We start from the raw sequence: 22745 nt of genomic DNA, 5'->3' as shown, positions 1-22745 counted from the left end.
TGACGCCGGGAGGGGGCGTGATGGGCACCATGAGCATGGAAAGCACCGGCATGCGGGTGTTCTCCGGAGGCGTCTGGGAGGAGAAGTACGGTTACGCGCGCGCGGTGGTCGTGGGCAACCGGGTCATCGTCTCGGGCTGCACCTCCACCGTCGACGGCGAGGTCCGTCACGTCGGCGACGCCTACCGGCAGAGCCGCACCGCGATCCAGATCGCGCTGGAGGCCGTGGAGATGGGCGGGCTGTCCCGCCAGGACGTCGTCATGGTCCGCTACTACGTGGTCGAGCACCGGCACTTCGACCTGGCCGGCCAGGCCATCGCCGAGTCGTTCGGCGACGTGCGGCCCGCCTGCACCGGGGTTCGGGTGGCCGGGCTGGTGGACCCGCGGATGCTTGTCGAGATCGAGATAGAGGCACACCGAGCATGACCGTAGCCGTGAGGGTGATCCCCTGCCTGGACGTCGACGCCGGCAGGGTCGTCAAGGGCGTCAACTTCGCCAACCTGCGTGACGCGGGAGACCCGGTCGAGCTGGCCAGGCGCTATGACGAGGAGGGCGCCGACGAGCTCACCTTCCTCGACATCACCGCCTCGTCGGGCGAGCGCGAGACCATGCTCGACGTGGTGCGCCGCACCGCCGAGCAGGTGTTCATCCCGCTGACCGTCGGCGGCGGGGTGCGTTCGGTCGACGACGTCAACCGGCTGCTGCGGGCCGGGGCCGACAAGGTGTCGCTCAACACCGCCGCGATCGCCAGGCCGGAGCTGCTGACCGAGGCGTCGCGGCGCTTCGGCGCGCAGTGCGTGGTGCTGTCGGTCGACGCGCGGCGGGCGCCGGGCACGGCGAGCGGCTTCGAGGTGACCACCCACGGCGGCCGGCGCGGCACCGGCATCGACGCGGTGGAGTGGGCCGCCCGGGGCGAGGAGCTGGGCGTGGGCGAGATCCTGCTCAACTCCATGGACGGCGACGGCACGCTCGACGGCTACGACCTGGAGATGCTGCGCGCGGTGCGGGCCGCCGTGCGGGTACCGGTGATCGCCAGCGGCGGCGCGGGGCGGCTGGAGGACTTCCCGCCCGCCGTCGCCGCGGGCGCCGACGCGGTGCTGGCGGCCAGCGTCTTCCACTTCGGCACGCTGAAGATCGGCGAGGTGAAGGAGACGCTGCGGACGGCGGGCCACCCGGTCCGCTAGAAGACCCGCATGTGCTGGAACAGCTCGTAGGAGGCGTCGCGGGCGGCGAACGCCGCCGCCTCGGACCGTTTGACGGCCAGGTAGGCGGAGGCGCGCAGCGGCCCGAGCGCCTCCATGAGCACCGGGTCGGCCTCCAGCGCGTCGAGGGCCTCGGCCAGCGACGACGGCAGCCGCGGGTAGCGGCCGGGCCGGGTGTCGGGGTCGACGTCCACGGCCTCGCCCGGATCGAGCCTGCGGCGGACGCCGTCGAGCCCGGCGTGGATGACCGCGCCGAGGGCCAGGTAGGGGTTGGCCGAGGAGTCGGAGGGCTTCAGCTCCAGGTTGGGCTCGCCGCTCTCGCCGAGCGGGGAGCAGATCCGTACGGCGGCCTCGCGGTTGTCGGGGCCGTGCACGGCGTAGGCGCTGGCCCACATGCGCGGCGCCAGGCGGCGGAAGCTGTTGACGCTGCCGCAGGTGAGCGCGGTCAGCGCGGGCAGATGGGCGAGCAGCCCGCCGACGAACCAGTCACGCACAGCCCCCTCGCCGCCACTGTCACCGTCGAAGAGGTTACGGGATTCGCGCCACAGGGACAGGTGCAGGTGCGCGCCGTTGCCCGCCTGGTCGGCCAGCGGCTTGGGGGCCAGCGACGCCCACATGGACATGCGCAGCGCCACGCCGCGCACGGTCTCGCGGTAGAGGACGTGGTTGTCGGCGGCCCGCAGCGCGGGCGCGTGCCGCACGGTCAGCTCCTGCTGGCCGGGGCCGAGCTCCGGATGGTAGTGCTCGACCCGCAGCCCCTGCGTCTCCAGGGCGCGGACCAGCTTGATCGTGTAGTCGTGGGCGGTGTCGAAGCCGTGACCGGCGTAGCACAGCGAGTCGTCGAGCGGCACCAGCCGGTCGGGCCCGCCGGACGGGTCGGGCAGCCGCCGCCCGAGCGTGAACTCCGGCTCGAACGCGGCCAGCAGCGTGTAGCCCTCGCCGGCGAGCAGCGCGATCGCGTCCTTGAGGAAGGTGCGCGGGCAGGCCGCCCAGGGCGAGCCGTCGGGAAGGCGCAGATCCGACAGCATGGCCGCGGCCCCCGGCGCGTGGGGGAGCGGGACGTACGTCGAGGGGTCGGGGACGATGCGGACCTCGCCCACCGGACCCAGGTGCTCGACCTCCTGCAACTGGTCGAGCATGTTCATCGCCATCATGGCCACCGTGTGCCCGATGCCCGTGTTGAGCCGTTCCGCGAGGCGCGACCGCGAGGCGGCCTTGCCCCGGATGACGCCGCCGTGGTCGGCGTACAGGAACCGGATCAGCTCGACGCCCTCGAGCTCGGTGCGCTCGAGGATCCGCCTGACCGCGGGGTCAGGCTGGACGGGCTTGGCAACGGCTGGGCGATCTCTCATCCTGTCTGCGTAACACGACTTGGCAGCGCGGGGAAGCCAATTGACGCAGACAGGACCGCGCTTCAGGTCAAAACACTGCTGAAGAAGACAGCCAGTTGATTGGCTCCTTGGACGATCCCATCGAACACACCGTTGACCGCGGCGGCGGCTTCGGCCGGCCGGGTGAACAGGTAGAAGATCACGAACGCGACGGCCACGTACGTGATCACCTTCTTGACCTGCATGGGGGGCCTCCTGCAGTCCATTCCCAGCCGTATATACCCGGATCTGGGCGGTCACTAGGCATCTTCTGTGAAGATGTTCATGATCCTAACCGGGGGGCTTGTTTCCTGTGTCATCGTACGGCCTGCGGGCGTGGCGGGGGCGCCATACGGGCCGGTGGTTCGGTGATGTGACGGGAGCGACAGACCCTAGATGGATAGCGACACTCTCCAATGGCTAGACTTTCCGCAATCCGCGAGAAGGGAGCCGCGAGCGTGCGCATGGCCGGTCTGAGCGCCGCCACCGGGGTGCCGGTGCCGACGATCAAGTACTACCTGAGGGAGGGGCTGCTGCCGCCCGGCCGGCCGCTGGCCCGCAACCAGGCCGAGTACGGGCCCGCGCACGTGCGGCGGCTGAAGCTGGTGCGGGCGCTGGCCGACTACGGCGGGCTGAGCATCGCCGCGATCGCCGGGCTGGTGCGCCACCTCGACGACCCGGGCGTGAGCGCGGGCGAGCTGCTGGCCGAGGCGCAGCCCGCCGTGGCCGCGCCCGAGGAGCCCGGCCCCGCCCCGGGCTCCGGCGCCGCGGCGGAGCGGGCACGGGACCAGGTGGCCGCCCTGCTGGCCAGGAAGGGCTGGGACGGCCTGGCGGATCATCCGTCGGCGGCCACGCTCACCGGCGTCCTGGCGAGCCTCCTGGAGCTGGGGCTCGACGACGTGCTCGACGGGCTGGACGACTACGCCGAGGCGGCCGAGGCGGCGGCCTCGGCCGACGTGCGCATCCTGGGGGACGTGACCGACCGGGAGCGGGCGGTCGAGGTCGTGGCGCTCGGCACCCTGCTCGGCGACACGCTCATCGCCGCCCTGCGCAGGCTCGCCCAGGCCCGCCTGGCGGAGGACACGTACCAGAGCTAGGCATACGCGGACTAGACGCCCAGGCGGGCGCTGCGCAGCCGCTCGACGGCGCCCGGGTCGCCGGTCAGGTCGACCCTGGCGTGCGCCTGGCGGCCGAAGCAGAACAGCAGCAGCTCGCCCGCGTCACCCGTCACCTCGACCTTGGGGCCCTCGCCCGCGCCGCCGAGCAGCACCGAGCGCGCCCCGCCGGAGCCGCGCCGGTGCAGCACCACGCCCACGGGGGCGCGGCGCAGCATCAGCTTGGCCATGGCCGACAGCCGCTTCCAGATGTGGTCGTCGAAGTCCGCGGGCAGCTCGCGCGGCTCCCAGGAGGGCTGGGCGCGGCGCACGTCCTCGTGGTGGACGAAGTACTCCAGCGTGTTGACGGCCGAGTCGAGGAAGGGCACCAGCCCGTAGACGCCGCCGGGCCTGCGGACGAGGGCGACGAGCTCGGGGAAGGGGTGGCGGTCCTTCAGCGACTGCTGCACCGAGGCCGTGCGGCCCGACAGCGCCCGGATCGCGATGCCCGGCAGCGCGTCGAGCCTGCGCTCGCGCAACACCAGGTGGGCGGCCAGGTCGTAGGAGTCCCATCCCGCGCAGAGCGTGGGGGCGCCGGGGCCGAGCCGGTCGAACAGATCGCAGAGCGCCGCGCGTTCGTCACGAGCATGAGTCACATGCCAACCTTACGCCAGGGGAATAACGGGATGATCAGACGTGATACTGACTTACGTAGCTATAGCGGGCAGTGAAGGGAAGCTTCAGGAGTGGCGAACAAGGTCACCTCGGCCGTCATGCGTCAAGGGCTGCGTGTCCTTGGGGTGGCCATTCGTACGGAGAAGGCGATGTTCGCCGCCGCGGTCGTGGCGAGCGCGCTCTACGGCGGCATGACCGTCGCCTCGGCATGGGCACTCGGGTGGGCCACCGAGCACGTCGTGATGCCCGCGTTCACCGCCGGCGAGACCGCGGCGGGCGCGATGTGGACCGGCGTGCTGCTCATCCTCGGCACCGCCCTGCTCAAGTCCATCGGCGTGGCCGGGCGGCGCATCCTGGCCGGCGTCATCCAGTACCGGATGCAGGCCCGCTCCCGCCGCGACGTCACCAAGCAGTATCTGCGGCTGCCGCTCGCCTGGCACCACCGCCACCCCACCGGCCAGCTGCTGTCCAACGCCAGCGCCGACGCCGAGGCCGCCTGGGCGCCGCTCGCGCCGCTGCCGATGGCCGTCGGCGTCGTCGTCATGCTGCTCACCGCGGCCGTCGGCATGCTGCTCACCGATCTCGTGCTCGCCCTGGTCGGCTTCCTCATCTTCCCGGCCATCGCCGTGCTCAACCTCGTCTACCAGCGCAGGCTCAGCCCGCTCGCCACCCGGGCCCAGCAGCTGCGCGCCGAGGTCAGCGAGATCGCGCACGAGAGCTTCGACGGCGCCCTCGTCGTCAAGACGCTCGGCCGCGAGGACCTGGAGACCGACCGCTTCCGCCGCCGCGCCCACGAGCTGCGCGACGCCAACATCGCCGTCGGCAAGGTGCGCGGCCTGTTCGACCCGCTGCTGGAGGCGCTGCCCACGCTCGGCGTGCTCGCCGTCCTGGCCGTCGGCGCGCTGCGGCTGTCCACCGGCTCCATCGAGGCCGGGCAACTCGTCCAGGTCGCTTACCTGTTCACGCTGCTGTCGTTCCCGATCCGGGCGCTCGGCTGGGTGCTGGCCGAACTGCCGCGCAGCGTCGTCGGCTGGACCCGCGTCCAGGCCGTGCTCGACGCCGAGGGCTCGATGGACTACGGCCAGGCCGCCGCCGACCGCGACGAGCCCGCCGCCCTGGCCGTCTCCGGCGTCTCCTACTCCTACGGCGACGCCGAGGTGCTGCACGACGTCACCTTCGACGTGCCCGCCGGGCGCACCGTCGCGCTCGTCGGCCCCACCGGCTCCGGCAAGTCCACGCTCGTCCAGCTGCTCGTCCGCCTCGTCGACCCCGACTCGGGCCGCGTCGCGCTCGACGGCGTCGACCTGCGCGACCTCGCGTACGGCAAGCTCGCCGAGTCGGTCGCGCTGGTGCCGCAGCAGACGTTCCTGTTCGACGACTCCGTACGCGGCAACATCGCGCTCGACCTGCCCCTCGACGACGACGAGGTGTGGGGCGCGCTGCGCGTCGCCCAGGCCGACGGCTTCGTCACCCGCCTCGGCGACGGGCTCGACACCCGCGTCGGCGAGCGCGGCGCCTCCCTGTCCGGTGGCCAGCGCCAGCGCCTCGCGCTGGCCCGCGCCGTCGTCCGCCGCCCCCGCCTGCTCATCCTCGACGACGCCACCTCCAGCGTGGACCCGCAGGTCGAGGCCAAGATCCTGTACGGGCTCCGGGACCGGGCACAGGCCTCGACCGTCGTGGTCGTCGCCTACCGGATGGCCACCATCGCCCTCGCCGACGAGGTCGTCTTCCTGGACCACGGCCGCGTCGCCGACCGCGGCACCCACGACGAACTGATCAAGCGGTGCGAGGGCTACCGCAACCTGGTGACGGCCTACGAGCGCGAGGAGGCCGAACGGGCCGCCCTCGACCTCGACGGCAGCACTCAACTCGGCACCGACGCCGAAGAGGAAGGGGTCAGCGCGTGACCGCCGAGACCGCCGAGAACGTGCGCCAGGGCATCGGCGCGAACGCCGACAGCTCGGCCTGGGCGACCATCCGCCGGGGGCTCTCGCTCACCCCCGAGTTCCGCCAGGGGCTGGCGGTCACGCTCGCCCTCGCCGTCGTCGCCACCATCGGCAAGATCATCGTGCCGATCGCCGTCCAGCAGACGATCGACACCGGGCTCAAGGACGGCGTCCCCGACCTGCCCTACATCTACCGGACCGTCGCCCTGTGCGCCGCCGCCGTGCTGCTGACCGCGCTGGCCGCGTACATCATGAACGTCCGCCTCTACAAGGCCACCGAGGCGTCCCTGGCGACGCTGCGGGTGCGCGGCTTCCGCCACGTCCACGACCTGTCGGTGCTCACCCAGAACACCGAGCGGCGCGGCGCGCTCGTCTCCCGCGTCACCAACGACATCGACCAGATCAGCACGTTCATGCAGTGGGGCGGGCTGATGATCATCGTCGCGCTCGGCCAGCTCCTGGTCGCCAGCGTGCTCATGCTCGTCTACTCCTGGCAGCTCACCCTGCTCGTGTGGCTGTGCTTCGTCCCGCTGATGATCGCCCTGCCGCGCTTCCAGCGCTGGCTGTCGCGCGCGTACACCACCGTCCGCGAGCGCACCGGCGACATGCTCGCCGCCGTCAGCGAGTCCGTCGTCGGCGCGGCCGTCATCCGGGCGTACGCCACCGAGCGGCGCACCGCCGAGCGCATCGACAAGGCCGTGAACGCCAACCGCGCCGCCCAGGTCAAGGCGCAGACCATCGTCGGCTTCGTCTTCCCGCTGACCGAGATCGTCGCCGCCCTGGCCATCGCCGGCATCGTGCTGCTCGGCGTCCGGCTCGGCCTGTCCGGCGACATCACGCAGGGGCGGCTGATCGCGTTCCTGTTCCTCATCACGCTGTTCGTCTCACCCATGCAGACCGCCACCGAGGTGCTCAACGAGGCGCAGAACGCCGTCGCCGGCTGGCGGCGCATCCTCGGCGTCATCGACACCCCCGCCGACGTCGCCGACCCCGGCGAGAACGGCGTCGAGCTGCCGCGAGGCCCCATCTCCGTCGCCTTCGAGGACGTCCACTTCGCCTACCCCGGCGGCCCGCCCGTGCTGCGCGAGCTGTCGGTGGAGATCCCGCCGCGCTCGCGCGTCGCCGTCGTCGGCGAGACCGGCTCCGGCAAGACCACGTTCGCCAAGCTCCTCACCCGGCTCATGGACCCCGTCGGCGGGCGCGTCACCGTCGACGGCCACGACCTGCGCGACATCCGCTTCTCCTCGCTGCGCGAGCGGATCGTGATGGTCCCGCAGGACGGGTTCCTGTTCGACGGCACGCTGGAGGACAACATCCGGTACGGCAAGCCGGACGCCACCCGCGAGGAGATCCTGCTCGCGCTGACGGAGCTGGGCCTGGCCGACTGGCTCGACGGCCTGCCCGCCGGCCTCGACACGCCCGTCGGGCAGCGCGGCGAGTCGCTGTCGGCGGGGGAGCGGCAGCTCGTCGCGCTGGCCCGCGCCTACCTGGCCGACCCCGACCTGCTGCTGCTCGACGAGGCCACCTCCGCCGTCGACCCCGCCACCGAGGTGCGGCTCGCCCGCGCACTCGAAGGCGTCACGCGCGGCCGCACCGCCGTGTCGATCGCGCACCGCCTCTCGACGGCCGAGAACGCCGACGAGGTGTTCGTGTTCGACGGCGGCCGGCTCGTCCAGCGCGGCCCGCACGCCGAGCTCGTGACCGAACCCGGCGTCTACGCCGACCTGCACGCCTCCTGGGTGTCGGCCGCCCGCTCCTGACCCGCGGGCTCACCCCCGCGCGACGCTGAAGGTCACCGTCGTGCCGACCGGCCCCGACACGATCGTCACGTGCTCGCACAGCAGCCGCACCAGCCACAGCCCCCTGCCGCCCGCCTCGAACCCCGACGGCGGCGGCAGGGCGCTGCTCCAGCGGCCCATGCCCGGCCCCTCGTCGGCCACCTCGCACCACAGCCGCCCGTGCTGCCACCACACGCGGACCGTCCCGCCGCCCCCGCCGTGCAGCACCGCGTTCGTGATCACCTCGTTGACCGCCACCACGAAGTCCTCCAGGCGGCGCCCGCCCAGCCCCTCACCCGCCACCCGCTCGGCCAGCGTGCGGCGCAGCGCCGTGATGCGCCCCCGGGCGAACGAGGCGCACAGCACCTGTCTACACATCGCCGACCCGGCGGACGGTGACGACCTCGTCCCCCTTGATGAGCTGCAGCAGCCTGGCCAGCCGCGCCCCGCACACCACCACCGTCCGCCCCGGCGGCCTGCGCACCGCCATCGCCACCAGAAGCTGCGCCGAGCCCGCGTCGGCGAACGCCAGCCCCGCCGCGTCGATCACCACCTCACCCGGCTCCTCCCGCAACGGCTCCAGCACCGACGCGAACGCCTGCCGGTTCGTCAGATCGACGTCGCCCCACAGCCGCAGCGCCGCCGCCCCGCCCGGCGCCGCATAACGCAGCGCCGCCTGCCCCGGCGTGATCGGATGCGCCGAAGCCGCCCGCTCCACCGCCTCCCGCGTGAACACCCGCCGGTCGTACTGGCACACCAGAGCCATCCGATGCCGACCGAACAGCGCGTTGGCCGCCGACTCCAGCGCCACCTGCCCCGGCGGGTCGCAGGCCCCCCACGACGCGTCCACCAGCGCGTAGAGCCCCCGGCAGCCCTGCTTGCCCGCCAGCTCCACCGCCGCCGCCAGCCCGCCCAGCGCCTTGCCCGGATCGAGCCGCCCGTCGGTGAAGTGCGTGCCCGCCCCGTCCAGGATCTCGATCCGCCCCGACGACTCCGCCGCCGCGAACCCCGGCACCATCGGCTCCAGCCACTCCCGCGTCAGCCCCGGCGAGTCGGCGTGCGTGATCAGCAGCACCTTCGCCCGGCGGCGCAGCCCGTTGAGCGTGAACAGCCGGGCCGCCGCCCGCCGCTCGCCCTCACCGCGCAACGGCAGGCACACATGATCGCCCAGCTCGGGATCGAGAACGGAGCCCGGTGACACGATGGCGCACCCCCTACCGTAGGTCGCCCCGAAACTACTCTCCGGAGTGTCATCACGTACCGCGTTCTGTGTAAAACGCACCGTGACGGCGCGCTGTAAGGTGTACCTTCGTCGCGGGCCGCCTTACGGCGGGGCGTGAGGAGCATGGCGTTGGACATTCTGCAGATGACCCGTCGGCGGCACGGCGAGATGGTGGTCGTCAGCCTCGCCGGAGAGGTCGACGCCGACAACGTGACCGAGGTGCGCGAATGCCTCGACCAGGCCGTCCGGACCCACGGGCCGCGCCTCGTCGTCGACCTCAGCAAGCTCACCTTCATCGACACCACCGGGCTCGGCGTCCTCGTGCGCCAGCTCGCCAGCCTGCGCGACCGCGACGGCACCATGGCGCTCGTCGCCCCCGACGGCCAGGTGCTGCGCCGGCTGCGCCGCACCAACCTGGCGCCGCTGTTCCCCATCTACGACACGCTGTCGCAGGCCCTCGCCTGACCGCCGCCGGGACCGCGCCGGACGCCTGGTTGAATGAGGGCATGTCCCTTGACCCCACCATCGCCGCGCGGCTCAAGCGCAACGGCGACGGGCTGGTGCCCGCGATCGTCCAGCAGTACGACACCGGCGAGGTGCTCATGCTCGCCTGGATGGACGACGAGGCGCTGCACCGCACCCTGACCACCGGCAGGGCCACCTACTGGTCCCGCAGCCGCGCCGCCTACTGGGTCAAGGGCGACACCTCCGGCCACGTCCAGCACGTCAGGTCCGCCGCCCTCGACTGCGACGGCGACACCGTGCTGCTCCAGGTCGACCAGGTCGGCGCCGCCTGCCACACGGGCGACCGCACCTGCTTCGACGCCGCCCCCCTCCCCGTCGCCGAGCCCCAGGCGACCTGATGCCCACCCCCGACCACCCCACCCCGGACCGCCCCTCCGCCCCCACGAGCTCGCCGTCCCCTGAGGGACCGGGCGCGCCGGTGGAGTCCCCTGCGGGCGATGGCGCCGGGCGGGAGCGGTGGGTGTGGCTGGCCGTGGCGGCGGGCGGGTGCCTGCTGGTGCTGCTGGCCGCCAGCCGCCCGTGGGCCGCGGGGGTGCGGGAGGCCGGGGCGGCGGCGGAGCTCGTGGCGCCGACCGGCGGGGACCTGGGGCCGGCGTTGACGCCGCTCGCGCTGGCCGGGCTGGCCGGGGTGGTGGCGGTGCTGGCCACGAAGGGGGCAGGCCGCCGCCTGATGGGCGCGCTGCTCGCGCTGTGCGGGCTGGCCGCCGGCGCCGCGACGTGGGCGGCCACGGGCGCCGACGGGGTGGTGGACTGGCTGCGGCAGCGCAACGTGCTCGCCGGGACGGCCGGGCTGACGTGGGACGACGTGGTGGTGTGGCCGGCGCTGTGCGGGCTGGGCGCCGCGCTGGTGCTCGCCGGCGGGCTGGCCGTCGTGGTGCGCGGCGGCCGGTGGGCCGGGATGTCCGCCCGCTACGAGCGCGACCCGGCCCGCGCGCCCCGTGCTGCCGACGGCGACAGAGCTCTGTGGGATGCGCTCGACCGTGGAGACGATCCGACCGAATCGCGCTAGGTTTGCGTTCGTTTGATGGTCGGATTCGTCGCCGCGGGGCGACCACACGAGGAGTCGGACGGATGAGCTACGGGGACCAGGGCAGCGGCTACGGAGCTCAGCCGCCCGGCGGTGGTTACGGTCAGCAGCCCCCCACCGGGGGCGGATACGGCCAGCAGCCGCCGAGCGGAGGCGGTTATGGCCAGCAGCCGCCGAGCGGCGGCGGCTACGGTCAGCAGCCGCCCAGCGGGGGCGGGTACGGCCAGCAGCCCTACAGCGGCGGATACGGTCAGCAGCCGCCCAGCGGCGGCCCGTACAGCTATGGTCAGCAGCCCCCGAGCGGCTCGTACGGCTACGGCCAGCAGCCGCCGCCCGGCCCGGGCTACCCGCCGCCGTACGCGCCGCGGCCGACGAACGGGATGGCGGTCACGTCGCTGGTGCTCGGCATCGTGGGCCTGCTCTTCTGCGGCCTGACGAGCATCCCGGGCGCCATCGTCGGCCACATCGCGATGGCGCGCATCAAGCGCACCGGTGAGCAGGGCCAGGGCATGGCGGTGGCCGGCCTGATCACCTCCTACATCACGATCGTGCTGTGGCTGATCCTGTGGATCTTCTTCGGCGGGATCTGGCTGGCGTTCCTCGGGATCGCCTCGACCGCCACCTACACCAGTTGACGACCGCCTGACCTGGAATAACTTGCGGTAACGCCACGAATGCAGGCAGATTACAAGTTGTCCGCAAGGTGAACGTTGTTGCATGTCGCCGATGGTTTGTCGCTAGGCTGCCGCGCGCAAGTCGCCGCGAACATGACGACATGAGGAGTTCTAAGGATGAGTTACGGAAATCAGGGCGAAGGCGGTTACGGCGCCCAGCCCCCGGGCGGCGGCTACGGTCAGCAGCCGCCGAGCGGCGGCGGCTATGGCCAGCAGCCCCCCAGCGGCGGCGGCTATGGCCAGCAGCCGCCGAGCGGTGGCGGTTACGGCCAGCAGCCGCCGAGCGGTGGCGGTTACGGCCAGCAGCCGCCCAGCGGCGGCTACGGCGGTTACGGCCAGCAGCCCCCGAGCGGTGGCGGCTACGGCGCGGGCGGTTACGGCGCGCCGCAGACGCCGCCGGACAACCACCTGGTGGCGGCCATCCTGACCACCATCTTCTGCTGCCTCCCGCTCGGCATCGTCTCGATCGTCAAGTCGTCGCAGGTCAACCAGAAGTGGGCGGCGGGCGACTACCAGGGTGCGGTGGAGGCCTCCGAGGAGGCCAAGACGTGGTGGAAGCGCGCGCTGATCTTCGGCCTCATCGCCGAGGTGCTCATCGTGGTGGCGTACGTCCTGTTCTTCGTCGTCCTCGTTGCCAGCACCAGCAGCAGCTACTACGGATGACCATGCCTGACGCGAACATCGAGCGGCGCGGCACCGACCGGCTCAGGTCGGTGCTCGCGCCGCTCGGCGTGGCGGCCGCGGCGGGAGCCGTGTTCGGCGTCGTGGGCCTGATCGACCCCAACGAACCGGGGCACTATCCGACCTGCCCGTTCCTGTGGGCGACCGGCCTGTACTGCCCGGGATGCGGGACGCTGCGCACGATCCACGCGCTGGCGCACCTCGACCCGGTGGCGGCGGCGGGGCTCAACCCGCTCGCGCTGGCCATGGTGCCGTTCCTGCTGTTCTGGTGGGGGCGGTGGCTGGTGCGCTCCTGGCAGGGCAGGCCGAGACGCACCACGCTGGCGCATCCCGCCTGGCTGTGGGCGTTCCTGGCGGTCGTGCTGGTCTACTGGGTGGTCCGCAACCTTCCGTTCGGGGCGTTCCTGGCGCCGTAAGGCGAGCCCTGTGACGATGTGGGCCCGCCGGGCCGATACCATCGCAAGACAAGGCAGGGAGCGGACGCGAAGCGAACTCCCGGCCTCCACCCCCACTGCCGACCGGAGGGACCCCAAGCGCGTGAGTGAGCGGACCGAAGGACCGAGTGTCCTCGACGACATCCTCGACGGGGTGCGCGCCGACCTCGCCACACGTCAGCAGGCCGTGCCGCTTGACGAGCTCAAGCAGCGGGCCGAGCGGGCCCCCGCGTCGCGTGACGCGCTCGCCGCGCTCGGCGGCGACCGCGTCTCGGTGATCGCCGAGGTGAAGCGCTCCAGCCCGTCCAAGGGCGCGCTCGCCGCCATCGCCGACCCGGCCGCGCTCGCGGCCGACTACGAGGCCGGCGGCGCGCACGTGATCAGCGTGCTCACCGAGCGGCGCAAGTTCGGCGGCAGCCTGGACGACCTGGCCGCCGTGCGGGCCCGCGTCGACATCCCCATCCTGCGCAAGGACTTCATCCTCACCTCCTACCAGCTGTGGGAGGCGCGGGCGCACGGCGCCGACCTGGCTCTGCTGATGGTCGTCTGCCTGGAGCAGCCCGCGCTGGTGTCGCTGATCGAGCGCGCCGAGTCCATCGGGCTCACGCCGCTCGTCGAGGTGCACACCGAGGAGGAGCTCGACCGCGCGGTCGCGGCCGGCGCCCGCGTCATCGGGGTCAACGCCCGCAATCTGAAGACACTCGAGGTCGACCGGGATGTCTTCGCGAAGCTGGCGCCGAAGATCCCCGATAATGTGATCAAGATCGCTGAGTCGGGAGTGCGGGGTCCGCACGACCTGCTCGCCTACGCCAGGTCGGGCGCCGACGCCGTGCTGGTGGGGGAGAGCCTGGTCACCGGCAAGGATCCGCGCAGGGCCGTGGAGGCGCTGGTGACCGCCGGCGCCCACCCCGCGACCCGCCCCGACCACGGAGCAGAGGGATAGCAGTGGCAAACGAAGGCTCCATCCTCACGGCCGCCGACCTGGCGGGCAACGGCGTCCACGGCGACGACCCGGACGTGCACGGCAAGTTCGGCATCTTCGGCGGGCGCTACGTGCCCGAGGCGCTCATCCCGGCGCTCGACGAGGTCGCCGCCGTCTACGCCAAGGCCAAGAACGACGCGCAGTTCCTGAGCGAGTTCGACCACCTGCTGCGCACGTACGCGGGACGGCCGACCACGCTGACCGACGTGCCGCGCTTCAGCGAGCAGGCCGGCGGGGCGCGGGTCGTGCTCAAGCGTGAGGACCTCACCCACACCGGCGCGCACAAGATCAACAACGTGCTGGGCCAGGCGCTGCTGACCAAGCGGCTGGGCAAGAAGCGGGTGATCGCCGAGACCGGCGCCGGTCAGCACGGCGTCGCCACCGCCACCGCCGCCGCGCTGCTCGGCCTGGAGTGCGTCATCTACATGGGCGCCGTCGACTGCGAGCGCCAGGCGCTCAACGTCGCGCGGATGAAGCTGCTCGGCGCCAAGGTCGTGCCGGTGACCAACGGCTCCCAGACGCTGAAGGACGCCATCAACGAGGCGTTCCGCGACTGGGTGACCAACGTCGACACCACCCACTACCTGTTCGGCACCGTCGCCGGGCCGCACCCGTTCCCGGAGATCGTCCGCGACTTCGCCCGCATCATCGGCGTCGAGGCCCGCCGCCAGATGCTGGAGCTGACCGGCGCGCTGCCCACGGCGGTCTGCGCGGCCGTCGGCGGCGGCAGCAACGCCATCGGCATCTTCCACGCCTTCATCGGCGACCAGGACGTCCAGCTCCACGGCTACGAGGCGGCCGGCCACGGGCTGGAGAGTGGCGAGCACGCGCTCACCCTCACCGCCGGCTCGGTCGGCGTGCTGCACGGCTCGCGCACGTACGTGCTGCAGGACGACGAGGGCCAGACCATCGAGTCCCACTCGATCTCGGCCGGCCTCGACTATCCGGGCGTCGGCCCCGAGCACGCCTGGCTCAAGGACAGCGGCCGCGCCACCTACCACGGCGTCACCGACGACCAGGCGATGGCCGCCTTCTCGCTGCTGGCCCGCACCGAGGGCATCATCCCGGCCATCGAGTCCTCCCACGCGCTCGCCGGCGCGCTGGAGCTCGGCCGCGAGCTCGGCCCGGAGGCGACCATCCTGGTCAACCTCTCCGGCCGCGGCGACAAGGACATGGGCACGGCCATGAAGTACTTCAACCTCTGACGACCCGCAGCGGGGCGGGGCTCGACGACCTGAGAACGGGACCATCAATGACGACTCTCCAGACGGTGTTCGCCAAGGCGAAGGCGGACAACCGGGCCGCGCTCATCGGCTACCTGCCGGCGGGCTTCCCGACCAAGGACGGCGCCGTCGCCGCCGCCGCGGCCCTGGTCGAGGCCGGGTGCGACGTCATCGAGATCGGCCTGCCCTACTCCGACCCGCTCATGGACGGGCCCACCATCCAGGACGCCGTGCACCGTTCGCTGCTCAACGGCACCCGCATCGCCGACGTCCTGCGCACGGTCGAGGGCGTGGCGGCCACCGGCGCGGCCACGCTCGTCATGACCTACTGGAACCCGATCGACCGCTACGGCGCCGACCGCTTCGCCCGCGACCTCGCCTCGGCGGGCGGCACCGGCACGATCACCCCCGACCTCACGCCGGAGGAGTCGGAGCCGTGGCGCACCGCCTCTGCCGAGGCGGGAATCGACACGGTGTTCCTGGTGGCGCCCAGCTCCACCGAGGAGCGCATCAAGGCCGTCGCCGCCTGCTGCACCGGCTTCGTCTACGCAGCCTCGCTGATGGGCGTCACGGGCGCCAGGGAGACGGTCAACGTGGCGGCCGAGGACCTGGTCAAGCGCACCCGCGAGCACACCGACCTGCCGGTCTGCGTCGGTCTCGGCGTCGGCACCGGCGCCCAGGCGGCGCAGGTCGCCGGCTACGCCGACGGCGTCATCGTGGGCTCGGCGTTCATCCGCCGCATCCTCGACGCCCCCGACGAGGCCGCCGGTCTCGCCTCGATCGGCGAGCTGGCCCGGTCGATGGCCGAGGGCGTCCGCTCCCGCGTCTGACCACCGCAGCGCCCGCCTGGCGGTTCGCCGCCTTCGCCGCGACCGCCTGCCAGGACCTCGGGTGCGTCGACGCCGCCCGGCCCGGTCACGCCGCTCACCACCGCCGAGCCGGCCGCCCGCACGATCGGCCGCATCGCCCGTGCGTGCCGGCCCGCGACGCCTGCCTGCCCGTCTCCGTCTCCGTCGCCGAGCACGCCAGACGCCCCGGCATGCCGCGCGCCGACCTGCGCCGGGCTGTCCTGCGCCGGGCCGTCCGGCGGCCGGTCGGGGGCAGCCCTGAGGACCATCTGCTGTCGATCCGGCTCAACCGGGCCAAGGGCCTGCTCGCCGGGGCACCGACCTGCCGGTGGCTGCCGTCGGCCCGCGCGGCTCGGCGACGACGACGCCGCCTGCTTCACGCGGCTGTTCACCCGGCGCGCGGGGCAGCCGCAGAGCGAGTTCCGCGCCCAGCGGAATCGGGGTTTCGCCGCAGGTGAACCGCGGGACAGCGGCACTTAGCCGACCCTTATCCCGAGCGTGATCGGATAGGTCCCGGTACTGTGCGCCTTCCGCACGGAGAAAGAGGAGATGGCTCGTGAACGCGTCACAGGCGTCACACACCGCGAGATCGGCGATACCCTGGGTGACGACCGTCGCCCGGCTGGTCCTGGGCGGGGTGCTGATCGCGGCCGGAGGGCTCAAGATCGGCAACCCGGCCGACTCGGTGGTGGCGGTCAGAGCGTACGAGTTGCTGCCCGAGCCGCTGGTCACGACCGTGGGCTACGCCCTGCCGATCGTGGAGGTCGTCGTCGGGGTGCTGCTGATCGTGGGCCTCATGACCAGGGTGGCGGCCGTCGTGGCCGCGCTGCTCATGCTCGCGTTCGTGTTCGGCATCGCCTGGGCGTGGGCCAACGGGCTGCGGATCGACTGCGGCTGCTTCGGCGGCGGCGGCCAGCTCGGCGCCGGGCAGGAACCGACCTACCTGCTCGACATTGTGCGCGACTTCGGCCTCGTGCTGCTGGGCGCCTGGGTCGTGCGTTTCCCGCCGGGCCGCTTCGCGCTGGACCGGCCGCTGGGGCTGGCGGGTGCCGAGCACCCCTTGGACGATGAGGAGAACAGTGATGGGCAAGGCTGAGCGGTCGAAGACGGCGCGGGAGAAGATCCGGGAGCAGCAGGCCGCCGAGCGTGCCCGTGAGCAGCGCAAGAAGGTCGTCACGTACGTCACGGCCGGCGCCGTGGCCATCGCCGCCATCGGCGCCGGGATGTGGTACACGATGAGCAGGTCCCAGTCGGAGCAGGCCGGGGCCGATCTCGCGCCGGTCACCATCCAGGCCGACGGCAGCGTGATCATGGCCAAGGACGGCGTGACCAAGCCGGTCGTCGACATCTACGAGGACTTCCAGTGCCCGGCGTGCAAGGAGCTGGAGCGGGTCAGCGGCCAGACGTTCAAGAACCTGGCCGCCGAGGGCCTGGCCAAGGTCGTCTACCACCCGATCACAATCTTCGGCCAGGAGCCCACCAAGGGCAACTCGGTGCGCGCCGGGGCCGCGGCCCGCTGCGTCCCCGACGGCAAGCAGTGGGTGGCCTTCCACGACCTGCTGTTCGAGAACCAGCCGAGCGAGACCGTCGAGGGCTTCAAGACCGACCAGCTCATCGAATGGGGCAAGGAGGCGGGCGTCACCGACCCCGGCTTCGAGACCTGCGTCACGTCGCAGAAGCACGCCCAGGCGCAGCTCGACTACAGCGACAAGATCAACAAGCGGGAGAACCTCGAAGGCACTCCGACGGTCAAGGTCGACGGCCAGATGATCGACAACAGCGTGGTCTTCACCCCCAAGGATCTGCGCGATACGGTCACCGAGGCCGCCAAGTAGCCTGACGTCCGCTACCCTCACCTGACATGCCCCTAGCCTCGATTCCCAGCCCCGCCGAGGGGGTCTGGTATCTCGGAATCATCCCGATCCGGGCCTATGCCCTGTGCATCGTGCTCGGCGTGATCGTCGCCGTCTGGCTCAGCGAGCGCCGCTGGCGCGACCGCGGGGGCCAGAAGGGCACGATCATCGACATCGCCGTCCCGGCGGTGATCTTCGGTCTGATCGGCGGCCGCCTCTACCACGTCATCACCGACTGGCAGACCTACTTCGGCGAGCGCGCGATCAAGGAGCCCTACCAGGCGCTGTTCATCTGGGAGGGCGGTCTCGGCATCTGGGGCGCGATCGCGCTCGGCGGCGTCGGCGTGTGGATCGCCTGCCGCCGGCGCGGTCTGTCGCTGAGCGCGGTGGCCGACACGGTCGCCCCCGGCATCGCGTTCGCCCAGGCCATCGGCCGCTGGGGCAACTGGTTCAACCAGGAGCTGTACGGCTCGCCGACCACGCTGCCGTGGGGCCTGGAGATCGACCAGGCACACGGCGGCGAGCCCGGCGTCCTCTACCACCCGACGTTCCTGTACGAGTCGCTGTGGAACCTGGTGCTCGGCTTCGTCCTGCTCTACGCGGGCAAGCGGTTCACGCTGCGCCACGGGCGGCTGTTCGCCCTCTACGTGGCGGGTTACACGCTCGGGCGGTTCTGGATCGAGGGGCTGCGCATCGACCCGGTGGGCGGGGTCGACCACGCCGTCGAGCTGTTCGGGCTGCGGATCAACCAGTACACCGCGCTCGCGCTGTTCATCGGCGCGCTCGTCTACTTCTGGGTGACCCGTAACAAGACGGGCGACGAGGTCGTCGTCTCCCCGGAGGCCGACGCGACGGCCGACGCGGAGGCCGTACCGGCTTCGGGCGACGGCGGCGGGGACGACCCGGCCGACCCCGCCCACGAGGCCGACCAGGCCGACGACACCCCCGGCGACACTTCCGACGACGGGAAGTCCGACGGGTCCGACGGGTCCGACGCGGCCCCACGCGACGTCGCGGAGGAGAAGAACGCGCGATGAACGACCGCGCGGAGATCCACCACCAGCATCGCGACGTCAACGGCGGCTGGCTCAGGCCGTCGGTGTTCGGCGCGATGGACGGCCTGGTGTCCAACTTCGCGCTCATCGCCGGCGTCGCGGGCGGCACCGCCAACACCAAGGTCATCGGCCTGGCGGGCGTCGCCGGGCTGGCCGCGGGCGCGTTCTCCATGGCGGGCGGCGAGTACGTCTCCGTCGCCAGCCAGAAGGAGCTCGCCCAGGCCGAGATCCAGGTCGAGGCCCGCGAGCTGGCCCGCCACCCGGAGGACGAGCTGGCCGAGCTCGCCCAGTCCTTCACCGACCAGGGCGTCGAGCCCGCCCTGGCCACCGAGGTCGCCAGGCAGCTCTCCCGCGACCCCCGCCGGGCGCTGGAGGTCCATACCCGCAACGAGCTGGGCGTCGAGCCCGGCAAGCTGCCCTCACCCGTCCTGGCCGCCGTCTCGTCGTTCGTCTCGTTCAGCGTGGGCGCGGCGCTGCCGCTGCTGCCGTACGTGTTCGGCGCGGTCGAGCTGTGGGTGCCGGCCGTCGTGTCGTGCGTGGCGCTGTTCACCGCGGGCGCCGTCGTGTCCGCCGTGACCGCGCGGAGCTGGTGGTACTCGGGGCTGCGCCAGCTCGTCGTCGGCGTGGTCGCGGCCGGGCTGACGTTCGGGCTCGGCAACCTGATCGGGGCGTCGGGGCTGTGACCGAGACCAGGGCCCGCAAGAGGCGCCGCGCCGCGCCCGCCCCCCGCCCGCCCAAGACACCGCGCGCCGGCCGCGCTCCCCGGCCCGACTTCGAGCTCTCGCTGCTGACCCGATGGGGGCTCCGGCCCGAACAGCAGCGGACGCTGGCCGTCATCGCGACCGTGGCCGCCGCCCTCGTGGCCGTCGCCGCGCTGGTCGCCGTCATCGCCTCCCTCGGCTCCTACACGCCCCCGGCGCGCACCGGCGGCTCCGTCCCCGAACGCGACACGGCGCTGCCGCAGGTGTTCCACGGCTGGGCCTCGCCCAAGCTGTTCCAGCCGGTCGCCGACCGGGCCAAGGACCCCAAGCCGCTCACCGCCAAGGAGGTCTTCGGCCAGAAGACGCTCCCCGGCGGCAAGAAGCTCTCGCTCAAACTCGTCGCCAGCCAGGTCGACGCCGACTGCTCGGCCGCGCTGTGGGGCGCCGACCTGCTCGCCCGCGTGGCCGACGCCGGCTGCACCCAGGCCGCCCGCGGCCTCTACACCACCGCCGACGGCCGCTACGTCGGCCAGTACACGCTGCTCAACCTGCGTGACGGCGAGGCGGCCGGCGAGCTCGTCGAGGCGCTGAAGACGCTCTACCGAGGCGGCTGGACCATCCCGCTGGAGAGCACCCAGGCCGCCTACCCGGCCGGCGGCTACACCGAGGCGGGCGGCTACGCCCTCGGCCACTACGTCGGCCTCGTCTGGCTCGGCCGCGCCGACGGCGCCGAGCCCACGCCCAAGGACGACTACGTCTCGCTCGCCCTCACCCTGAGAGGCGCCGAGAAGGCCCTCTACCGGCGCGTGGTCGCCATCACCGGCCCCGGCGGGTGACAGACGGCGACCGGGTCCCGTCGTCATGGGGATGGCGACGGGACGCGGTTGTGTGGTGGCATGGGGCGTACGGGGGCGATGGTGTGGTTTGAGAGAACGGGGGTTGGCGTGAGGTGGGGGATCTGATGCCGGGGCGGGTCGTGATCGCGCTGGTGGTGGCCGGGGTCGCGGTGCTCGGGGCGGGGGCCTGGCTGTGGCTCGGGCGCGACGCGCCCCGGCCCGCCGCCTTCCACGGGACGCCGACGTCGGCCATGTACGCGCCGGTCGACTCCCGGGCCGACGACGCCGGGCCGCTCACCACGGGCGAGCTGTTCCGCGCCGGGGCGCTCGGCGAGCTGGCCCGGGGCGAGGTGGAGGAGCTGGCCGACTGCGACGACGCGCTGTGGGGTGCCGCCGCGTCCGGGTGCACGCAGGCGCTGCGGGCCACCTACACGGGCGGGGCGGTCGCCGGGCAGTTCGTCATCTTCAACCTGCCGGACGGGCGCGCGGCCGACGCCATGGTCACGGCCCTGCGCCGCGACGGGTTCGTCCGGCAGGCGGTGCCCTTCGACGCCGCGCGCAGCCGCGCCGAGGTGCGCGCTCTGGGCCATTACGTGACCGTCAGCTGGGTCGGAGCCCGGGGCACGGCCGACGCCGACCTGGTGCCGCCGCTCATCGCCCTCGACTCCCTCGGCCAGGCCATCCAGTCCCGCGTCCTCGCCGCCACTTAGTCCTTCCGGCCCGTGTGGCCCTTACGGCCTCTGCGTCCATAGGAGGCGCGCCCCCATGAGCGTGCTCTCGGCAGGCGCGCTGCGGGGAGGCGCCTGCCACGCAAGTAGCCGGGGCCCGCTCGGCGGTGCAAGTTCCTCCGGGTGCCACCGCCTCCGGCTGGTACGCGCGCGGGAGGGGGTGGGGCCCGTAGCGGCCCGTGGCCTTGCAGGAGCCTCTGGGGCCTCCAGGCGCCCGTACCGGGGCCAGTCTGTGGCCTGCGCCGGCGTCACGGCCCCTGCGGTGGCTCGACGAGGTGGGGTCGGCGTCCCTCGGCGGTTCGCTGCTGCTTGTGGCGGGTCCGTCAGAGGGGGGTGTGGAGGAGGGTGAGGGTGGTGGCGATGTGGGTGGGGAGGGTGGTGAGGCGGTGGAGGGGGGCCTCGACGGGGGAGAGGGCGTCGGACCACGGGGCGGTCTGGCGGATGAGGGTGCGGGCCTCGTTCTTGGTGAGGGCGCCGTCCTGGGCGCGGGCGGCGGCGATGAGGCCCTCGCGCCAGGAGTTGGCCAGCTTGGCGTGCCCGTTGTCCAGGATGCGCCGCAGGAGCAGCCCCTCGGGGTCGGCGGGGAGGGGGCGGCGGGTGGCGTGCAGGACGGTGCCGGAGGTGGTGAAGTCGTAGACCGGCGCGAGGGCGGCGGGGACGGCGGGCGGGGCGGTGAGGTGGACCTCGACGTGGGCGGCGCGGGTGGCGAGGAGGAGGCGGGGGAGCGCCGCCTCCAGCCCGGCCGGGACGGCGATCGCGACGCGCTCGACGGTGGCGGCGTACGGCTTGGCGAGCCAGGTGGAGAGCTTGACCCGGGTGTGGGGCAGGGAGGCCGGCCAGTCGCCGACGAGGAGGTCGGCGGGGCCCTCGGGCTGGGCGGGGGCGTCGGCGGCGGGGGCGGACTCGACGGACTGGGGGCCCTGGGTGTAGATGGCGGTGGCGGCGCGGTCGAGGCGGGCCGCGGCGGCGGGCCGGGTGCGGGTGGTGGGCCGCAGGATGTACAGGTCGGCGGCGGACCCGATGGCTTCCGCGCCGAAATAGCGGTTGAAGTCGGGATAGATGGCCTCGTAGGCGAGGTTGAGCGCCGACAGCGCGTTCTGCACCTTGAGGGCCAGCGCCGGGGTCCGCTCGCTGGCCCCGTACGCGAGCAGGACGCGCCCGTCGTCCTTGACGCCCTCGACGGCGCGGGCGACGAACAGGCCGATGCCCTCCGGCGTGTAGGGCGGGTCGGTGATGGCCAGGTCGTGGTCGCGGGCGGAGGCGGGCAGGGTGAGGCGCAGGTCGGCCCAGCGGGTGCAGACGCCGAGGTCCTGCTCGTCGATGTAGGCCAGGATGCGGTCGTCGACGTCGGCGACCGTGACGTCCGTCTCGGGGTGCACGAGCTTGACGGCGAGCGAGGTCAGGTCGTGGTCGCCGACGCAGAGCAGGCGGGCGCCCGGCAGCCAGAAGCGGGCCCCGAGCAGCAGGGCCCGGCGCAGGATCGTGTCGGGCGTGGCGGCGACGTGGTCGAGCGTGTGGCGGGCGCGCGGCGCGCCGGCGACCAGCTCGCGCAGCCGGTCCAGCACGGCCTCGTAGTGCGGCACCAGGTGGCCGACCGGGTCCTCGGGCGGCGGCGCGACGGCCAGCAGGTCCTGGAAGGCGGGCCGGTGCGTCTCGGCCACGCGGAAGCGGTCGCCGGAGCGCTCCAGGTCCAGGACGCCGAGCAGCGACTCGATGGTCCGCCGTGAGGTCGCGGTGTGCCTGACCAGCGTGGCGAGGGTCCACCACCGGCCGTCGCAGAGCGACGCCAGCGCGTGCCTGAGCCGCCTGCCGTCGACGCCCGCCTCGGCCAGCAGCCGTTCCACCCCGTCGCGTTCCATGCGGGCAACCCTATCGAGGGCTTCCCCGTGTCC

Annotated in this window: 26 protein-coding genes; 20 read left to right on the top strand and 6 right to left on the bottom strand. The window is 73.0% G+C overall.

Going from position 1 to position 22745, the window contains the following annotated elements; genetic code table 11:
• Positions 1 to 29: 29 nt before the first annotated feature.
• Entirely contained in the window at positions 30 to 425 is a 396-nt protein-coding gene (locus tag AB0J53_RS15050) for a Rid family hydrolase (protein ID WP_246644356.1), read from the top strand.
• On the top strand, positions 422 to 1183 hold the full coding sequence (gene hisF / locus AB0J53_RS15045) for an imidazole glycerol phosphate synthase subunit HisF (RefSeq protein WP_219502399.1): 762 nt from the start codon (positions 422 to 424) through the stop codon (positions 1181 to 1183). Before AB0J53_RS15050 ends, hisF begins: the two co-directional genes overlap by 4 nt.
• Here hisF and AB0J53_RS15040 read toward each other — a convergent pair.
• Together AB0J53_RS15040 and AB0J53_RS15035 are read right to left on the bottom strand one after the other, a co-directional pair.
• Entirely contained in the window at positions 1180 to 2553 is a 1374-nt protein-coding gene (locus tag AB0J53_RS15040) for a glutamine synthetase family protein (protein ID WP_364172211.1), read from the bottom strand. The genes hisF and AB0J53_RS15040 overlap by 4 nt on opposite strands.
• Before the next feature lie 62 nt (positions 2554 to 2615).
• Positions 2616 to 2777 carry a hypothetical protein gene (locus AB0J53_RS15035; protein WP_197094029.1) on the bottom strand — a complete coding sequence of 54 codons (162 nt, stop codon included), beginning with the start codon at positions 2775 to 2777 and terminating at the stop codon, positions 2616 to 2618.
• A 258-nt stretch (positions 2778 to 3035) separates the two neighbouring features.
• Between AB0J53_RS15035 and AB0J53_RS15030 the strand changes: the two genes are divergently transcribed.
• A complete protein-coding gene (locus tag AB0J53_RS15030; protein WP_364172923.1) occupies positions 3036 to 3668 on the top strand; it encodes a MerR family transcriptional regulator in 633 nt (210 codons plus the stop codon).
• An 11-nt stretch (positions 3669 to 3679) separates the two neighbouring features.
• Here AB0J53_RS15030 and AB0J53_RS15025 read toward each other — a convergent pair whose 3' ends face one another.
• Positions 3680 to 4321: a TIGR03085 family metal-binding protein gene (locus AB0J53_RS15025; RefSeq protein WP_364172208.1), complete on the bottom strand. Its 642-nt coding sequence runs from the start codon at positions 4319 to 4321 to the stop codon at positions 3680 to 3682.
• Positions 4322 to 4438: 117 nt separating this feature from the next.
• Here AB0J53_RS15025 and AB0J53_RS15020 point away from each other — a divergent pair, with 117 nt between their 5' ends.
• Positions 4439 to 6247 (top strand): ABC transporter ATP-binding protein, encoded by a 1809-nt coding sequence (locus AB0J53_RS15020; protein ID WP_364172920.1) that lies wholly within the window; start codon positions 4439 to 4441, stop codon positions 6245 to 6247.
• A complete protein-coding gene (locus AB0J53_RS15015) occupies positions 6244 to 8046 on the top strand; it encodes an ABC transporter ATP-binding protein (protein WP_308125674.1) in 1803 nt (600 codons plus the stop codon). The genes AB0J53_RS15020 and AB0J53_RS15015 overlap by 4 nt, the downstream gene beginning before the upstream one ends.
• A gap of 9 nt (positions 8047 to 8055) precedes the next feature.
• Here the strand turns inward: AB0J53_RS15015 and AB0J53_RS15010 are convergent, their stop codons facing one another.
• The gene (locus tag AB0J53_RS15010; RefSeq protein WP_364172206.1) at positions 8056 to 8442 is read right to left on the bottom strand and encodes an ATP-binding protein; all 387 of its coding nucleotides are present in this window, start codon (positions 8440 to 8442) and stop codon (positions 8056 to 8058) included.
• Positions 8435 to 9265 (bottom strand): MEDS domain-containing protein, encoded by an 831-nt coding sequence (locus AB0J53_RS15005; protein WP_364172204.1) that lies wholly within the window; start codon positions 9263 to 9265, stop codon positions 8435 to 8437. The genes AB0J53_RS15010 and AB0J53_RS15005 overlap by 8 nt, the downstream gene beginning before the upstream one ends.
• A gap of 150 nt (positions 9266 to 9415) precedes the next feature.
• On the opposite strand from AB0J53_RS15005, the gene AB0J53_RS15000 reads away from it, so the two are divergent.
• The 15 genes from AB0J53_RS15000 to AB0J53_RS14930 all read left to right on the top strand — a co-directional run bounded on the left by AB0J53_RS15000 (position 9416) and on the right by AB0J53_RS14930 (position 20835).
• Entirely contained in the window at positions 9416 to 9751 is a 336-nt protein-coding gene (locus tag AB0J53_RS15000; protein WP_219502415.1) for an STAS domain-containing protein, read from the top strand.
• A gap of 41 nt (positions 9752 to 9792) precedes the next feature.
• Positions 9793 to 10149 carry a phosphoribosyl-AMP cyclohydrolase gene (gene hisI / locus AB0J53_RS14995; RefSeq protein WP_364172202.1) on the top strand — a complete coding sequence of 119 codons (357 nt, stop codon included), beginning with the start codon at positions 9793 to 9795 and terminating at the stop codon, positions 10147 to 10149.
• Positions 10149 to 10820, top strand: coding sequence for a Trp biosynthesis-associated membrane protein (locus tag AB0J53_RS14990; protein ID WP_364172200.1), 672 nt, complete (start codon positions 10149 to 10151; stop codon positions 10818 to 10820). The genes hisI and AB0J53_RS14990 overlap by 1 nt, the downstream gene beginning before the upstream one ends.
• A 62-nt stretch (positions 10821 to 10882) precedes the next feature.
• Positions 10883 to 11473, top strand: a complete 591-nt coding sequence (locus AB0J53_RS14985) for a DUF4190 domain-containing protein (protein WP_364172198.1) — start codon at positions 10883 to 10885, stop codon at positions 11471 to 11473.
• Between the two features lie 156 nt (positions 11474 to 11629).
• Positions 11630 to 12175, top strand: coding sequence for a CD225/dispanin family protein (locus tag AB0J53_RS14980; protein WP_219502445.1), 546 nt, complete (start codon positions 11630 to 11632; stop codon positions 12173 to 12175).
• A gap of 2 nt (positions 12176 to 12177) precedes the next feature.
• Entirely contained in the window at positions 12178 to 12609 is a 432-nt protein-coding gene (locus AB0J53_RS14975) for a DUF2752 domain-containing protein (protein WP_219502447.1), read from the top strand.
• Positions 12610 to 12730: 121 nt separating this feature from the next.
• A complete protein-coding gene (gene trpC, locus AB0J53_RS14970) occupies positions 12731 to 13570 on the top strand; it encodes an indole-3-glycerol phosphate synthase TrpC (protein WP_219502450.1) in 840 nt (279 codons plus the stop codon).
• Positions 13571 to 13608: 38 nt separating this feature from the next.
• Positions 13609 to 14814, top strand: a complete 1206-nt coding sequence (gene trpB / locus AB0J53_RS14965) for a tryptophan synthase subunit beta (protein WP_364172918.1) — start codon at positions 13609 to 13611, stop codon at positions 14812 to 14814.
• A gap of 47 nt (positions 14815 to 14861) precedes the next feature.
• Entirely contained in the window at positions 14862 to 15662 is an 801-nt protein-coding gene (gene trpA, locus AB0J53_RS14960) for a tryptophan synthase subunit alpha (protein ID WP_219502453.1), read from the top strand.
• A gap of 622 nt (positions 15663 to 16284) precedes the next feature.
• A complete protein-coding gene (locus AB0J53_RS14955; protein WP_219502457.1) occupies positions 16285 to 16776 on the top strand; it encodes a MauE/DoxX family redox-associated membrane protein in 492 nt (163 codons plus the stop codon).
• On the top strand, positions 16763 to 17515 hold the full coding sequence (locus tag AB0J53_RS14950; RefSeq protein ID WP_219502461.1) for a thioredoxin domain-containing protein: 753 nt from the start codon (positions 16763 to 16765) through the stop codon (positions 17513 to 17515). The genes AB0J53_RS14955 and AB0J53_RS14950 overlap by 14 nt, the downstream gene beginning before the upstream one ends.
• 26 nt (positions 17516 to 17541) lie before the next feature.
• Positions 17542 to 18570 carry a prolipoprotein diacylglyceryl transferase gene (gene lgt / locus AB0J53_RS14945; RefSeq protein ID WP_364172194.1) on the top strand — a complete coding sequence of 343 codons (1029 nt, stop codon included), beginning with the start codon at positions 17542 to 17544 and terminating at the stop codon, positions 18568 to 18570.
• Complete coding sequence (locus AB0J53_RS14940) at positions 18567 to 19271, top strand: VIT1/CCC1 transporter family protein (RefSeq protein WP_219502463.1); 705 nt, start codon at positions 18567 to 18569, stop codon at positions 19269 to 19271. Before lgt ends, AB0J53_RS14940 begins: the two co-directional genes overlap by 4 nt.
• Positions 19268 to 20125 (top strand): hypothetical protein, encoded by an 858-nt coding sequence (locus AB0J53_RS14935; protein ID WP_357590968.1) that lies wholly within the window; start codon positions 19268 to 19270, stop codon positions 20123 to 20125. Before AB0J53_RS14940 ends, AB0J53_RS14935 begins: the two co-directional genes overlap by 4 nt.
• 125 nt (positions 20126 to 20250) lie before the next feature.
• Positions 20251 to 20835, top strand: coding sequence for a hypothetical protein (locus tag AB0J53_RS14930; protein ID WP_364172192.1), 585 nt, complete (start codon positions 20251 to 20253; stop codon positions 20833 to 20835).
• 341 nt (positions 20836 to 21176) lie between these two features.
• On the opposite strand, the gene AB0J53_RS14925 is transcribed toward AB0J53_RS14930, so the two are convergent.
• The gene (locus AB0J53_RS14925; RefSeq protein WP_364172190.1) at positions 21177 to 22712 is read right to left on the bottom strand and encodes a bis-aminopropyl spermidine synthase family protein; all 1536 of its coding nucleotides are present in this window, start codon (positions 22710 to 22712) and stop codon (positions 21177 to 21179) included.
• Positions 22713 to 22745 lie beyond the last annotated feature (33 nt).

The sequence above is a fragment of the Nonomuraea sp. NPDC049725 genome, assembly GCF_040674795.1.
Taxonomy (GTDB): domain Bacteria; phylum Actinomycetota; class Actinomycetes; order Streptosporangiales; family Streptosporangiaceae; genus Nonomuraea; species Nonomuraea ceibae.
This window is presented reverse-complemented; position numbering and strand designations above follow the sequence as displayed.

Coding starts and splice junctions, on each gene's coding strand:
- AB0J53_RS15050 (WP_246644356.1), top strand. CDS start 30: ATGAGCATGGAAAGCACCGGCATGCGGGTGTTCTCCGGAGGCGTCTGG.
- hisF (WP_219502399.1), top strand. CDS start 422: ATGACCGTAGCCGTGAGGGTGATCCCCTGCCTGGACGTCGACGCCGGC.
- AB0J53_RS15040 (WP_364172211.1), bottom strand. CDS start 2,553: ATGAGAGATCGCCCAGCCGTTGCCAAGCCCGTCCAGCCTGACCCCGCG.
- AB0J53_RS15035 (WP_197094029.1), bottom strand. CDS start 2,777: ATGCAGGTCAAGAAGGTGATCACGTACGTGGCCGTCGCGTTCGTGATC.
- AB0J53_RS15030 (WP_364172923.1), top strand. CDS start 3,036: ATGGCCGGTCTGAGCGCCGCCACCGGGGTGCCGGTGCCGACGATCAAG.
- AB0J53_RS15020 (WP_364172920.1), top strand. CDS start 4,439: ATGCGTCAAGGGCTGCGTGTCCTTGGGGTGGCCATTCGTACGGAGAAG.
- AB0J53_RS15010 (WP_364172206.1), bottom strand. CDS start 8,442: ATGTGTAGACAGGTGCTGTGCGCCTCGTTCGCCCGGGGGCGCATCACG.
- hisI (WP_364172202.1), top strand. CDS start 9,793: ATGTCCCTTGACCCCACCATCGCCGCGCGGCTCAAGCGCAACGGCGAC.
- AB0J53_RS14990 (WP_364172200.1), top strand. CDS start 10,149: ATGCCCACCCCCGACCACCCCACCCCGGACCGCCCCTCCGCCCCCACG.
- AB0J53_RS14985 (WP_364172198.1), top strand. CDS start 10,883: ATGAGCTACGGGGACCAGGGCAGCGGCTACGGAGCTCAGCCGCCCGGC.
- AB0J53_RS14980 (WP_219502445.1), top strand. CDS start 11,630: ATGAGTTACGGAAATCAGGGCGAAGGCGGTTACGGCGCCCAGCCCCCG.
- AB0J53_RS14975 (WP_219502447.1), top strand. CDS start 12,178: ATGCCTGACGCGAACATCGAGCGGCGCGGCACCGACCGGCTCAGGTCG.
- trpA (WP_219502453.1), top strand. CDS start 14,862: ATGACGACTCTCCAGACGGTGTTCGCCAAGGCGAAGGCGGACAACCGG.
- AB0J53_RS14950 (WP_219502461.1), top strand. CDS start 16,763: ATGGGCAAGGCTGAGCGGTCGAAGACGGCGCGGGAGAAGATCCGGGAG.
- lgt (WP_364172194.1), top strand. CDS start 17,542: ATGCCCCTAGCCTCGATTCCCAGCCCCGCCGAGGGGGTCTGGTATCTC.
- AB0J53_RS14940 (WP_219502463.1), top strand. CDS start 18,567: ATGAACGACCGCGCGGAGATCCACCACCAGCATCGCGACGTCAACGGC.
- AB0J53_RS14930 (WP_364172192.1), top strand. CDS start 20,251: ATGCCGGGGCGGGTCGTGATCGCGCTGGTGGTGGCCGGGGTCGCGGTG.
- AB0J53_RS14925 (WP_364172190.1), bottom strand. CDS start 22,712: ATGGAACGCGACGGGGTGGAACGGCTGCTGGCCGAGGCGGGCGTCGAC.